This is a genomic window from Pararhodobacter sp. CCB-MM2 (assembly GCF_001691415.1).
Taxonomy (GTDB): Bacteria; Pseudomonadota; Alphaproteobacteria; order Rhodobacterales; family Rhodobacteraceae; genus Pararhodobacter.
Window position 1 is genome coordinate 45,866 of sequence record NZ_LRRR01000028.1, and the last position, 14,692, is coordinate 60,557.

Here is a 14,692-nt window from a genome sequence, read left to right on the forward strand (position 1 = left end):
TGTGGGGGCTTGAAATGCGGTGTATCTGACGTGACCGACGCGGCTGGCGGAGACGCAGGGGAGACCGGTAAGCGCACGGTGAGCATTATGGTCTGCCGAGTGCGGCTCGCAAGCTTTTCCGGAGCAGCGCGCGGATTTGCGCCAGCAAGAGTGTAGAGCGTCGAGCTTGCGCCGCCGCGGAAGCCCGACTGTCTTGGAGGTAGGCAAGCCTGTTCGCTGATTCTGGTTTTGGCGGAAAGCGCTCACGCCAACGCATCTTATTGCGATAGAGAATTTGAATATATTCTCCAATAAGATGAATCCCAAAACGCAATAAAAAATTGTTGCTGTGGCAATTGTAGATTGTCGCCGTCAGTTGAGGAAAAAGGCGATAGAGAGCCTAAGGGTACCTCGATTCTCCTCCGGGCATCGACATGCACTCTGCTTGCTAGCTAACCTTTGGGCTCCTCACCTTCGGACGTGGAGGTCTTGTCTCGGCGAACAGAATCAGGGGCGCTAACCTATCCCATTGGTTGTCCAGGCAATTACTTTGGCATTGTTTCCGGGGTAACTCGAAGGGGAGGGGCTTTCGCCGGATAATGTGAAATCCGCGGAAAGTCATTAATACCATGCACGATATAACTCTTGTTCGGCAGAAATTTCTTGTTTCTCTAACTGCCTTCGACTATCCGTAATTCTGAAGCCTTGGCCCTCTGTGTTTCATCTCCGGGAAGGCAGGTGGCGGTTTCTTTGTGGCGAATAGGAGGTGGCCGCACGAGTTGGCCTAACGTTGCTTTTTTGTCTTGTTGGCGCTGAGGGATGGTCTTTGTACTGTCTGGCAGCAAGCGATGGCAAGCAGCGTATGGTGGAGTGTGATCTGCTCTGTCGCCCTTGGCGCTGAGTGAAGCCCCAACCTTCAGTTGCTCTGATGCGCAGACATCCAAAAATTCTGGCGGCGAATGCCGTGTAAACCTGCTCTGGCGGGAAGTCCCCGCTGCTTTTTAAGGCGAGTAGCCTATTGCTGAAACCCTACCCCCATCTGAGTGAAGAGATCCCACAATGACCCTGAATATCGGTGACCTTGCCATCATTTCATACGGCACAAATGCCGGAAGTAGCTCTCAATTTTTCTCTGTTGTGCTGCTTTCGGATGTTCCTGAAGGAGAAGTTGTAAAATTTACCGATAATGGTTGGTTTTCGGGTGCATTTTCCGATTTTAATGGGGATGGTGAAATCGCCTGGGCAGCTCCTGCTCTTTCCGCAGGAACTGTTGTGACTTTCAACAGTCCTGATGCTGGAGTTAGCTGGGGAGTTTCTCATGGTAATATTTCTCTTGACCCTGACTTTTCATTGGCTTTCGGGGGCGATCAAATCATAGCCTATCAGGGAGAAAATGATGCGCCTGATTTTTTGTTTATGGTAAATAATAACTACAGTTATTTCGAGGGCTTCACTCCTGTTAAGGGATACTACCAAAGTGGACCATCTACCAGTAATAACAGTGATCTTCCGGCGGCCCTAACGGAAGGCGAGAGTGCGGTTTCATTGACGGATGGGCAAAGTGAATTTTATTACGCTGTTTACTCCGGGGTGGTCTCGGGGACTAAGGAAGAATTACTTGCATCGATTGCGGATCGCAGCAATTGGGATTATTCGAATGAATTGGGATTAATCGCGCGAACAGACTTCTCGGTCACGCCTCCGCCGCCTCCGCCGTCCGTGACGATCGCCGGCATTGCGGCGGTTGGAGAGACGTTGACGGCGGCAGCTGAGGACCTTCCGGCATCAGGGCTGTCAGGCGAGATTACCTACCAATGGCTCCGGAACGGCGTAGAGATCGATGGCGCGACGTCTCTGAGTTATGAGGTCGCTGAGGGCGATCTCGGCGCTATTTTGATGTTGCAGGTACGCGATACATCGTCGCCTGTTGCCTTCGACATTCTTGTAAGCTCGGCCACGAGCGCGGTCATCTCGGCCAATGTGCCAGCTGTTGGATCTGTGCCTGTGAGCGGCATTGGGGCTGTGGGGCAGACGCTTGTCGCTGGGGAGATTACGGTTGAGGACAGTGACGGTGCGCCTCTGCCCGCGGCGATCAGCTATCAATGGATGTTGAATGGGGTCGATATTCAGGGCGCAACGGGATCTAGCTATACGCTTGCCGAAGGAGATTTGGGTCAGTCGGTCCGCTTGGATATCCGGTTCACGGATGGACGAGGTTTCTTCGAGGTTCTGTCGAGTGCTTCGTTTGCCGATATCGGGGCCGCAAACCAGCCTGCGACGGGCACTGTTCCCGTAACCGGGCGTGGCGTGGTGGGCGAGACGCTGACTGCGACAAATATTGTCCTTTCTGACCCAGATGGTCGGGGCGCTGCAGTCTTGCAATGGGTGCGCAATGGGGAAGATATCCCCGGTGCAAACGGGTTAAGCTACACGCTCACGGCGGCAGACCAGGGTATGTCGATCCGCCTGGAGGCTCGGTTCACGGATGATCGCGGCTTTCCGGAGGTGGTTTCCAGTGATGCCTTCGACCAAATTCAGGCCGCGCCGCGTCCTGCTGGAGGTGGTGTGCCTCGCCCGAGTGTTCCTGAGGTGATCGACAATTCCGGGAACGATACGTTCACGGGCGGCGCTGCTGCGGATCGCATCGAGGGGGGCGCAGGGCGCGACCTGGTTTCCTATGCGGGCTCGACGGGTGGGGTCGTGATCGACCTCTCGGCCGGGACCGCCCGGGGCGGGCACGCCGAGGGCGATGTCCTGATCGATGTCGAGAACCTGCGAGGCTCGAGCTTCAATGACAGTCTGACGGGAAGTGGACAATCGAACGCGCTGTTTGGCGGGCAGGGCTCGGATGAGCTCTTCGGCCTCGAGGGGAATGATGTTCTGACCGGTGGTGCCGGTGGGGACCGTCTGGATGGGGGGCAAGGGCGTGACCTTGCCGCTTACAGCTGGTCCGGTGCGGGTATCGTGATCAATCTGTCGACGGGAGAGGCCCGGGGTGGCCATGCCGAAGGCGACATTCTGGTCAGCATCGAGAACGTCATGGGTTCGGGCTTCGACGACAGTCTCACCGGTGGCGTCGAGGCGAACACGTTCTTGGGCGGCGGCGGCAATGACCAGCTGTTCGGTCTTGGTGGCAATGACCAGCTGAGCGGCGGCGCCGGCGCGGACCGTTTGGATGGTGGGGCGGGGCGTGACCTCGCGGCCTATGGCGGCTCGAACGAAGGCGTTGTGATCGATCTGTCGGCAGGCAGCGCGCAGGGCGGGCACGCGGAAGGTGATGTCCTCATTGATATCGAGAACCTCCGGGGGTCCTCGCATGACGATAGTCTTACGGGGAACAATCTGTCGAACGTGCTGCTCGGGGATGGGGGATCCGATAGCCTGTCGGGGCAGGATGGCAACGATCAGCTGCATGGGGGTGCTGGTGGAGACCGTCTCGACGGTGGAGCTGGCAACGACCTTGCGAGCTATGCAGGCTCAAACGCGGGCGTGGTGATCGATCTCTCCTCGGGGGCCGCGAGCGGCGGCCATGCGGAGGGAGATGTTCTTGTCAGCATCGAGCATCTGCGCGGCTCTGGACATGGTGACAGCCTGGGAGGCAACGCAGAGGCGAACGCTCTCCTGGGGGAGGGAGGCAACGACGCGCTCTTCGGCTTTGAGGGGAATGATCGCCTCAATGGTGGAGTAGGCAATGACACGCTTTCGGGGGGCGAGGGGGCGGATAGCTTCATCTTCGGGGCGAACTTTGGGATGGATGTCGTTGTCGATCTTTCCGCGGAGGACACGCTTGTGCTGTCGCGGGGGCTGGTTGAGCAAAGTGGTGTCGACCCCTTCGACGCAGCGTTCTTCACCGAGCATGCGGTTCAGGTGGGGGCGGCTGTTGAGATCAGGTTCTCGGAAGGGAATGTGCTTCGTCTCGAAAACCAGCTGTTGTCTGACCTTGCAGCTCGTGACGATCTGTTCCTGATTGCCTGAGATGTCAGCAACTTGAAACATAGCCGGGGCCGCGGGACATTCCGTGGCCCCGTTCTTGCAAGCAGTGCGAGTACCGCGTTGATCGGGAGTGTTGCTTTACCCGTGCCTGAGGATGTGCAGAGAGAGTGGTTGAGGCGGCCGTTGTGGCCACTTCCGGTGTGCTGAGGTCTGGTTTTGCCGCTCGTAAAGCGGTTGGGGGGGCATCAAGCCGATCAGAATCCTCGCACAGACCCTGCAACGTCCGCAGAGTGCCCGCGCGCTCATCAAGCATTCCACGTTATAAGCAAGGATATCGCTGAGAGCCAGTTGGCTCTCACGACGAAGCCTCCCGACACAAAGGTCGAGAGGCTTCTGGGACTCTTGTGGTCAGAAGACCGCTTACATGCCGCGCGAGAGAGCGAAGCCGCTGAAGCCGCCCATGCCCAGATCCGCGAGTTCGCTCACGGCGCCGCTGCTCAGGTCAACCGAGTAGAGACCCGCAGTCTCCGCACCTTCAAGCTGCAGGATCGCATAGGCCATGTCCGAACCCTCTTCCGGCGAGACGATGTCAAAACCGCCCCAGTAGCTCACGTCGATCGGCTCGCCATCGACCGTCAGATGGCCGACAGACGCCAGCGTGCCGTCATTGTTGGCCAGCGTCACCAGAGCATCGGTATTGGCGTCGAGCGCGAACTGCGCGGTGGACGAAGCCTTGGCGCCGGAGATGGCATTGGTATAGGCGTTGCCGAAGATCATCGGCTCCATGCCTGCCGACATGTCACCCTCGGCGTAATAGGCATCGGCGAAACGACGGACGGAGTTCGCACGCTCGTCATTGTTGCCGAATCCGTCGGGGAAATACACGAGGTTCGAGCCATCGGCACCAACCGCGCGCACGGCGTCGAGCTGGTTATTGAAGTCAAAGGCCACGGCGCCTTCGCCGATCATGGCGTTTTCCATGAAGGTGGCGCTCAGATCCGTCAGCGCGCCGGTCGCGGGGTCGATTTCGTAGATCATGCCATCCGCGTAGCCCAGCAGCTGCCCGGTGACGGGGCGATAGGCGATCGCACGAAGCGGGGTCTCGAGCGCATGGGTCTCCACGGTGCCGGGCATGGCGATGTCGGCCATGGCGACCAGCGTGCTGCCGTCCTCGGCGAGGGCATAGCCCATGACGCCGGCATGGTCATCGGCCAGAGCGGCCGTGCCGAAGGTGAGGGTCGCAGCGGTCAGGGCAAGAGTGTTTTTGAAGGGCATCGATAACGTCCTTTTTGCTTGCATTGGACCACCTCATGCGGGCCAATTCGCCAAAGCCACGGTGCAAGCGGCATCAGAGTTTCAGGGCGTGACGATTTTTTCGACGATGAGCAGGATAGAGACTCTGACAGACGAGAACCCCGGCTCCGGTAGGCCCTCCGGGCGTGAGGCAGCGACAGGGTTGAATACGCCCCAGATCGACCTCGAGACGCTGATCGTCCGGTGTGGCATCGGGGATCGTAGCGCATTTGAAGCCCTTTATGATGCCACCAGCGGGAAACTTTACGCGGTATGCTGCCGTATCTTAGGGCGTGGGCACGCCGCTGAGGACGCGATGCAGGACACCTACGTCAAGGTCTGGACCCGTGCCGAGCGCTACCGTGTGACGGGCCACTCGCCGATGACATGGCTCATCACGATCGCCCGTAACACGGCCATTGATCGTTTGCGTGCGCAGCGCCGTGGCGGTGATGTGACTGAATATCATGACATCCACCCCGCTGCGGGATCCAACCCGGAGACGAAGATTCTTGTGTTGGCAGAGGCAGGCCGTATTTCGGCCTGTCTCGATGAACTGGGTGCAGAGCGTCGTCGCGCCGTCACGGGGGCTTATTTGGACGGGTTGAGCTATGCGGAGCTGGCGGAGAGCGCCGGTGTGCCGCTGAACACCATGCGCACATGGCTGAGACGTGGCCTCATGGCGTTGAAGGACTGCGTGACCAGATGAGCGAACTCCCGGAAAGCACTGTGCCCGATGATGAAATGCTCGCCGCTGAATACGCGATGGGCCTCCTGGAGGACAAAGAATATCTTGCGGTCCGCGCTCGGGTTTCGCGCGATCAGGGCTTCGCCGCCAAGGTTGCGGCGTGGGAAGCACAGCTGTCTCAGATGGCGGATCTGGATCCGATAGCCGCATCTGTGGCGGCGCGTGAGGACCTGATGGAGCGTCTGTTCCCCGCCCCGCGGCGACGTCTTGTCCGACAACGACTGGGATTGTGGCAAGCCCTTACGGGGAGCGCGATTGCGGCGGCACTGTTGCTGACGTTTATGGTCTTTCAGCCGAACGAGCGAGCAACACCCTTGCAGCTCTATGCCGCACAGATTGTCTCGCGGGAGGGGGATTTCCGCGTGGTGGCTCTTGTTGATATGCAGTCGGACGAGGTCATCCTCGCTCGGACCGCTGGCGCAGCACCCGGGGGGCGCATCCTGCAGGTCTGGGCGCATGGACCGGGCGAGCCGGCCCAGTCCGTTGGCCTATGGCCTGAGGGCGACAATGTGCGTCTTAGACTGCCCGCCGAGATTGCCGCTGTGCAGGGTGTCCTGACGCTGGGCGTCTCGGAGGAGCCCCCGGGCGGGTCGCCGACCGGCCGGCCCTCCGGACGGGTGTTCGGCACGGTAGACATTCCCTTGGTACAAGCTGAGCTTTGATCGAGCGCGAGCGGTTGGTTCACCCAAGATCCTGCGAACAGGCTCCGAATTAGCTAAGGGGTGCCCCGGCAGGAAAAGCGTTTCCCTGGGAGGTCGTGATAGGATCGAGACAAAATCGCGACAGAAGTCATGTACCGACCCAGTGAAAATCTGCTCATGCTACAAGGGAGAGTGTGGCAATGAGCATGACGATGGACGACAGCATCAAACGTTGGACGGCGAAGCGCAAAACAGCGCTTGTCATCGAGATCATCCAAGGCAAGATGACGGTGGTCGAAGCCAGCCGTTCGTTCGACCTGACGCCATCCGAGACCGAGAGCTAAACGGCCTCGATCCCCAAGCCTATCTCGCCGACGTGCTCGGCCGCATCCACGATCACAAGATCAACCGGCTCGGCGAGCTCCTGCTGTGGAACTGGGTACCAATGGCCACCGCTCAGGCCGAGGCTGCCTGATGGCGACCGTCACCCATGTCTGCACCATGAACTATGTCGCGAAGATGCGCTGCGAAGACCCCGAGTTGCTTGAGGCTATCGTCTCCAACGACGACAATCTGACCTACGGTGACATCATCAGCGTCTACACCAGTTCGGAGGAAGCCATTACGGCTCTCACAGAGTGCGGCATAAGAATTCCGAGACATGCTCAGGGCCGCGCGCATGCCTCCCGAAACTTGGCATGAGTTTCTCGACGACTTCGTCCACGACGCAGAACTTGTCGCCCGCATCAAGGCGAAATCACCGCGGTAGCAACCGGCCGGTTACCAGACTCTACATCGCGATGAGTGATTTTGCGGGGGGGCAGGTCAATGCCAAGCGCGCTTCCCGGTGAGGGAGGTGGCAATTCGTTGATCTCCTTGAAGGTGATTCTCTTGTCTGCGGAGGCGATCTGAGTGGAGCTTGGTTTCTCATATGGTTACAATGACGGGAATCTTTGGTCTTTGATATCCTTTTGTTCATAATTATGTCGAGATTGAGGCGATGCGCCCCAAATTTGCCATTTTCTTCCAGGCCTCATAAATCATTGTTTATAATAGATATATTTTCCCCCTTCCTGCTGTAGATTTCATTTCTGAAATCTTTCAGGCAGGTGTCTGTAAGGAGTGGCGTGTGATCTGACGGGAACTCATCAGTTGTTCCAGGAAGTTCTCATCATGCTGAAGCCGTTTGTCCTAAATCAGACCGATCTTGAATTCATCCTGCGCCAGCTCGATTTCATTCCTCTTTTCGACGTAAACGGGGATGCTCTCATTGCGTGGTCAGGTGACAGCACGGCATTCGATGCCAGTGGCGCGCTTCTCTACGATCCTGAGCAGCCTGGTGCTTTCGAGCATGACGGTGTCCCACTGAGCGCCGAGAATGTCCTCGATGTATTGGGGAGATCCTTCCCGACGACGACATCTTTGGTTGGTTTGCGCGAGCAGAGCGGTGTGCATAACAACCTCAATGCTGGAGAGCCGACGCAAACTTGGGGCGTCTCTGGCGCGACATTCATCCGGCTCGTTCCTGCGAACTTCTGGGACTATGTCTCTGGGATTGACTACACGCCGCTGACGGATGTGAACGATCCGACGCCGCGGTTGATTTCGCGGACGATCACAACGGGCGGGGTCGAACTGGCACAATATGCGGCTGGTGGGATCATGTATTGGTCACAAGACCGGTGGGCTAGCGACGAGGATTACCGACAGCAGATCCAGGACCAGTGGGCGGCGTTCAACGAGGGTGTTGAGTTCAACGCGGCGGGTCAGACTGAGGGCGCGGCGGTTGTGGTTGACCACGGCCTGATTGCGGAGCTGGGACAGACGGATTTCCAGAACCCGGGCAGTGCAGAGGTTTTCTTGGGGTCAATGAATGCGGGTGTTGCGCCGACAAACTCCTGGTTCAGCCTGTTTGGTCAGTTCTTCGACCATGGCCTTGATTTTGTAGAGAAGTCGAGCAGCAACGGTAAGATCACCATCGCTTTGACCGAGGACGATCCGCTCTACAACGCGATCGATACAACGACAGGTCAGCGCATCACGCAACTCAAAGTCAGCCGAGCGATCATCGACAACCCGACCGATCTGGCGAGTGCAGATCCGACCTATGTGAACCACACCTCGCCCTATATCGATCAAAACCAGACCTATGGCTCTACTGAGGCGATCAGTGCGCTGTTGCGCGAATGGGTCCTCGATCCGGCAACGGGGACCTATGTGCCGGGTATGAAATTGTTTGATGGCACGACGCTCGACAAAAGTTGGGTTGATGGTTGGGGGAATGTGACGACTAACACCTTGCCAACTCTGAACGAGTTGAATGAGCACCTGATCGCGACAGGGCGCGATCCACTGACGTGGGACGATGTGCTGAATGTGCGCGAGCGTGATGCGAACGGGCATGTTGTTGAGAATGGGGTGTCGACGGGTCAGCCGCTGTTGTTGGATATGAACCCGAAGTTTGACACGTCGCATTTCTCCGAAGGTCTTCAGGAGGATTTGGCGCAGACCTACATTGTCGTGGAGCATTCGCCTTTTGGCCCACGAGTGTCGATTGTTGAACCTGACGCGGAGGGTAATTATCCGGAAGGTGCGCGTCCAATTCTTGCTGATGCTGCAGGGAATTACTCGACGCTTGATCTGATGGCGCTGATTGATTTTCGGACCTTCTCACCATTGAATAATCTGGGCTCAGACGTGCTGTTTGACTCGGTGTCGGCGCATTACCTGGCGGGTGATGGTCGGGTGAACGAGAATTTTGGCCTGACTGCGGTTCACCACGTTTTCCACTCCGAGCATAACTATCAGGTGACCAACCTTTTGCAGGCTCTGGCCAAGCAAGATGCGGCCCTTGTGGCGGAAGGCGACACCAGCCACGCCACACTGCATGGCTTCCAGGTGGATACCGGCATCATGGATGAAGCTGGTAACTTTGTTTACCGTCAGGAGGCCCAAGATGAGACGGGTGCTCCGGTGTTCGTCGATGTGATTGCCTGGGACCAAGACAAGGTCTTCGCGGGCGTCAAGCTCATCGTCGAGATGGAGTATCAGCACATTGCGGCGGATCAGTTCGCGCCGACCATCACCGCTGATATTCCCGAGTATGTGGGCTACAACAGCGGTGTCGATGCCTCTATCTCTCTGGAATTTGGGCAAGTAGCCTACCGCTTTGGCCACTCGCTGTTGCGAGAGACAGTGGACACGATCGATCCGCAGGGCAGCTTCACCGGAGCGGTGGTGTCCTACGCCTTGCAGGCGGCCTTCCTCGCGCCTGAGAAATTTGCCGAGATCGGTCCGGCGGCGATTGCTCTGGGTATGACCCATCAGCAATCAGGGGATGTGGACGAGTTTCTCACGCCTGCGCTGAACCAAGGTCTTCTTGGCTTGCCGCTCGATCTGGCGGCGATCAACATCGCACGGGGGCGGGATATGGGGATTCCGCCGCTCAACGAGCTTCGGGCGTCGCTTGGTTTGGAGACGTACGACAGCTGGGCCAGTTTCAAGGAAGGAATGGGAACGCCAGAGTCTTTGACGAATTTTCTGGCGGCTTACGCTTTCGGCCCTGTGGCTGATGAGACGGGTGCTATTGATCTGGCGATTTATGATCATGGTGAGGCGCTGCGCAAGGCAGAGGTCTTGGTGCGACTGGCAGATGGCCAGATTGTCGAGGAAAGTTTGAACCTCGAGAACTGGACCATTAATCAGGCGATCCAGTTCATGAACAAAGCGCCTACAGGGGATGCTGAGCTTGACCGCGCGGCGACGACGGTGGATGCGATTGATGCTTGGATGGGGGGCCTTGCCGAAGCCCATGTCATCGGGGGCATACTGGGCGAAGTGTTCAATGTCCTGTTCGTTGACCAGATCGTGCGCCTCAAGGACGGCGATCGAATGTACTATCTCTATCGCCTTGTGAACCAGAACTTTGGCGACGAGATTGCGAATGAACAGTTCAAGGATATCGTGGAGCGCAATACCGGGCTCACGGGGCTGAATGGCAGCATTTTTGCTTATGCGGACGAGTATCATGACTTCCTGCAGGAGAGCGGACGGTTGTCGGATGCCGAGCTACAGTCTGTGCTGGAGGCTAATCCCGATGTTGGCATTCTGACGCGCGATGGGTCGGAAGCCGCGAACGGGAGTGTTCTGACGCTGTCGAATGCGCAGGCGGCGAGTCTGTCGCGGACCAATGTTGCGATCAATGGCCTGAAGGTGAGCTTCGACAATCTCGATGTGATCACCAAGACGTTCGTGCTCGCACAGCGTGCGGAACTGGATCCTAGCATTGTCACGCGTGAGGGTACGCCGGTGACAGGAGCGGGCAGCCATGAAGTTATTCGCGGCACCAACAATGACGATGTGGTCTATCTCGGAGCGGGGGATGACACGGGCTATCTCGAAGATGGCAACGACATTGCTTTCGGCGGCCTTGGCATCGACCGGATCTATGGTGGCAACGGTGACGACATTCTGGTCGGCGGCGACGGTGGTGATCTTCTGGACGGCGGTGCGGGGGATGACGTCATCTACGGGGGCAACTCTGGCACGGCGGCTGCGGGCCTGAACCAGGTTATTGGCGGTGCGGGCAATGACGTAATTTATGCTGGTCAGGGGATCGACAAGATCTCTGGGAGTGGCGGCGACGATGTGATTTTCGGGGAAGGGGACACGGATGCCTTCACCCATGGGGGTGATGGCAACGACTATATTGATGGTGGCCAGTCGGGCGACCTTCTCTATGGCGATAATGGAGATGATGTTCTGGTCGGCGGTGACGATCAGGACTTCCTGCAGGGTGGTCTGGGTGATGATATCATTCGTCCGGGCAATGCATCGCAAGCGCTTGCGGGTTTCGGTCCTGATGAGGTCATCGGCGGGGATGGCCTGGTTGATACGGGCTTTGATATCATCGATTTCTCAGACTACCTGGCCGGGGCTCAGCCGATCGTTGCGGATTTCAACACGCAGGCCAATCCACAGCGCGCCATCGATTTGACCACGGCTTTCCCGGCCTGGTTCCAGATGGAGGGTGTGATTGGCTCGCAGAATGGCGATGTGTTTATCGGCGATGCGAATGGCAATTGGATGTTCGGCGGTCGAGGTGATGACACCATGACGGGCGGCGAAGGCAACGATGTGATGATCGGTGACAGCATCCGCCTTGATCAGCTGATCGGTCGTTATTCGGGTGAGTACACGGCCTATGACGAGATTGCTGAGGCGAGTTTCCGCACCAATGGTACGCTGCAGGCGGATGGCCTTCTGGGGCGGGAGGATCTCGGCACCGAGGCGTTTGAGCTGCATTTTGTCGAGATGCTCAAGTCACGAATGTTCAAGGATTATGTGCTGGGCGACAGTCTCGATCGGACAGAAGATGGCATGGATACGGTCCTCTATGGAGGAACGCGGGATGATTACGATATTCGCGTGATCGCGGCGCCAAACATGGAAGGAACGGTTGTTCTTGTGACCGGCCTCAACGATTTTTCGGCCGATGGCACGGACTTGATCTTTGGTATTGAGACCTTGCGCTTTGGGGACGGAACAGAGCTTTCCCTGCTGAATGAGGCTCCGGTCGTTTATTTGGAAGGACTGACGCAGGGTTTGCTCTCTGATGCCTTCGGTGCTGATTACACGAGTGGTCGCCTGAGCTTGGCGAATGGTGAAGAAGCAGCTTGGACGCAGCCTTGGGTCGAAGCGGACGATGATCAAGGGGGTGCGCCAGATGCGGGTGCAATCCAGATCTCGAACAATGCTTTGCGGTTCGAGGGCGGTAATGCAGGCAATGCTACGCCGTCGATTGCACGCTCTCTCGAGCAGCTTGAGGGTGCGCAGAGTGCAACGTTGCGGTTTGATTTCGATCGTGCCTCCGGTCGCCGGCTTGAGGCCGACGACACGTTGCAGATCCTGCTAGTTCGTGGGTCGGGTGAGGTGGTCGATGTCGCGACGCTTAACGCGGAAACGCCGCCGGGGCCGTTGAGCTTCTTGCTAAGCGGGCCTTTTGATGCAGAAACCGAGCTTCACATTGTCAAGAATAGCCTGAGCGGTGACCGTGAGTTCATGCAGATCGACAATGTCGAGATTGCGTTCTCATTGCCGCTGCCGGAGCCGTCTGAGGATATCAGCCTCTATTATCTCGAGGGAGTCGATGCGCTTTCGATTGGAGCGGCTGCCCGCTTGTCCGACGATGGTGGTGAGCTCTCAGCTGCACGTATCACACTTATCAATGCCGAGGCGAATGATCGTCTTATTGTCGATGATTTGCCTGAGGGGCTTGTAGGCGTCATCGACACCTCGGCGTCGGGACAGATCTCGGTCGAAATCACCGGTGTTGGCAGCCTGAATGCCTATGAAGTGGCCTTGGCGGCGATCCGCTTTGCCAATGACTCGGATGCTCCGGTTGCTGGGACACGGGCGATCCAAGTGCAGGTGAATGACGGCCTCGTCTGGGGTGAAGTTTCGACTGCCAGGATCGAGGTTGTGCCGGTCAACGATGCGCCTGATGTGGGTACCGATAGTGTTGTCCTTGGTGGTCAAGGGACGTTCCTGCTGCGTCTCGAGGATCTGCTGGTCAATGATGTCGATCCTGACGGTGTTCCGGTTATCACGGATGTCACCGGTAGCCGTTCGATTGGGGTAAGCTTGCTGGACAATGGCATCTCGCTTGAGGCGTCGGGGAGGGGTTCGTTTGCGTATGACGTGAGTGATGGTGAGTTGGCTGCACAAGGGAATGTGGACGTCCGTATCGTTCGTTTTGGACAGCTCAGCGGTACCAACGCGGCAGACATTATTCTTGCCGATCCCAATTCGAATAATCCTCGAGATATCAATGGAGGAGAAGGCAACGACACGATTTATGGAAGTGGCGCCGATGAGACTATTCTTTGGTCCGTGGGTGGTGGCTCTGACGTTGTGCATGGTGGTGGAGGCATTGACACCCTTGATTTGACCGGGAGCAGTCAAGCGGACGAAACGTTCACGATCTATGCCGTCAAAGATGCCGATCTGGTTGACAATTCTCAGAGCCGGGATGCTCTGGCTCTCGAGCTGGGCCTTGCGCCTGATGCTTTGAGCGATCTGCTTGGGGGTGGGGCAGAGATCATCATCACACGTCTAACGAATGGTGTTGCTTCGATCGTGACCAAGGCCGACGAGATTGAAGAGATCATTGTCAACCTGCCGGGTCGTCGCTCGACTACAACTGTGAACGTCACCGAGAATAATGGGGACCAAACGCTTACCGGGTTTGAGAGCACACGCGATAGCGTTGTGATCGTCGGAGACTTTGACAGCACGTCCCTGGAATACTCGACCATTACCATTAAAGGTGATGTGGGTGACGAGACAGTTGATATCACAGCACTTTCTTCGGCACACCGCATTGTTTTTGAAGGTAATGGCGGCAGCGATGCGTTGATCGGGGAGGCTCGGCCACAAGACGTAGTTATGATCCAAACCTCTGATCCTGTGTTGGTGCCTGAGGAGTCGGTTATGGACGGCTCCTTGGCCGCTCCGTCGGCTGATGCGGCTGAGGAAGACGAGGTCCTGAGCGTTCCGTCGGTTGATGCGGCTGAGGAAGACGAGGTTCTGAGCGCTCCGTCGGCTGATGCGGCTGAGGAAGACGAGGTCCTGAGCGTTCCGTCGGCTGATGCGGTTGAGGAAGACGAGGTTCTGAGCGCTCCGTCGGCTGATGCGGCTGAGGAAGACGAGGTTCTGAGCGCTCCGTCGGCTGATGCGGTTGAGGAAGACGAGGTTCTGAGCGTTCCGTCGGTTGATGCGGCTGAGGAAGACGAAGTTCTGAGCGTTCCGTCGGTTGATGCGGCTGAGGAAGACGAAGTTCTGAGCGCTCCGTCGGTTGAGGCGCCTGCGGAAGACGAGGTTCTGAGCGATCCTACGGTTCCGCCCGTTGTGGACACCCCGATCGAGGAAGAGCTTGTCTCTATGCCATCGGTTGTTTCGCTTGGCGGTGCGGGAAGCGATAGCCTGGCAGGAAGCGAGCACGATGACGTGCTGCGCGGTGAAGGCGGCAACGACGTCCTGCGAGGCGGGGGCGGAGCTGATCTACTGCTGGGCGGTGATGGTCAGGACGTTCTGTACG

The 14,692-nt window shown here is 57.7% G+C and carries 7 protein-coding genes and 1 pseudogene; 7 read left to right on the forward strand and 1 reads right to left on the reverse strand.

Translation table 11 applies throughout. From position 1 onward, the window contains the following. Positions 1 to 1,038: 1,038 nt before the first annotated feature. A complete protein-coding gene (locus BCY78_RS25335; protein ID WP_139103235.1) occupies positions 1,039 to 3,954 on the forward strand; it encodes a calcium-binding protein in 2,916 nt (971 codons plus the stop codon). Between the two features lie 378 nt (positions 3,955 to 4,332). Here BCY78_RS25335 and BCY78_RS19610 read toward each other — a convergent pair whose 3' ends face one another. Beyond that, positions 4,333 to 5,187, reverse strand: coding sequence for a DUF4394 domain-containing protein (locus tag BCY78_RS19610; protein WP_068305233.1), 855 nt, complete (start codon positions 5,185 to 5,187; stop codon positions 4,333 to 4,335). Between BCY78_RS19610 and BCY78_RS19615 the strand changes: the two genes are divergently transcribed. The 6 genes and pseudogenes from BCY78_RS19615 to BCY78_RS19635 form a co-directional block, all read left to right on the forward strand. Continuing rightward, positions 5,177 to 5,914: a sigma-70 family RNA polymerase sigma factor gene (locus tag BCY78_RS19615; protein ID WP_369808715.1), complete on the forward strand. Its 738-nt coding sequence runs from the start codon at positions 5,177 to 5,179 to the stop codon at positions 5,912 to 5,914. The two genes, BCY78_RS19610 and BCY78_RS19615, sit on opposite strands and share 11 nt — an antisense overlap. Then, positions 5,911 to 6,615, forward strand: a complete 705-nt coding sequence (locus BCY78_RS19620) for an anti-sigma factor domain-containing protein (RefSeq protein WP_068305235.1) — start codon at positions 5,911 to 5,913, stop codon at positions 6,613 to 6,615. Before BCY78_RS19615 ends, BCY78_RS19620 begins: the two co-directional genes overlap by 4 nt. 191 nt (positions 6,616 to 6,806) lie before the next feature. After that, positions 6,807 to 6,938 carry a DUF1153 domain-containing protein gene (locus tag BCY78_RS19625; protein WP_233499449.1) on the forward strand — a complete coding sequence of 44 codons (132 nt, stop codon included), beginning with the start codon at positions 6,807 to 6,809 and terminating at the stop codon, positions 6,936 to 6,938. Beyond that, positions 6,920 to 7,069, forward strand: a pseudogene (locus tag BCY78_RS24795) (transposase domain-containing protein); the annotation flags it as partial. The gene BCY78_RS19625 and the pseudogene BCY78_RS24795, both read left to right, overlap by 19 nt. Next, positions 7,069 to 7,296 (forward strand): hypothetical protein, encoded by a 228-nt coding sequence (locus BCY78_RS19630; protein ID WP_233499447.1) that lies wholly within the window; start codon positions 7,069 to 7,071, stop codon positions 7,294 to 7,296. The pseudogene BCY78_RS24795 and the gene BCY78_RS19630, both read left to right, overlap by 1 nt. Before the next feature lie 471 nt (positions 7,297 to 7,767). Further along, positions 7,768 to 14,692, forward strand: a 6,925-nt coding sequence (locus BCY78_RS19635) for a peroxidase family protein (RefSeq protein ID WP_139103236.1), incomplete at its 3' end; no start/stop codon positions are given.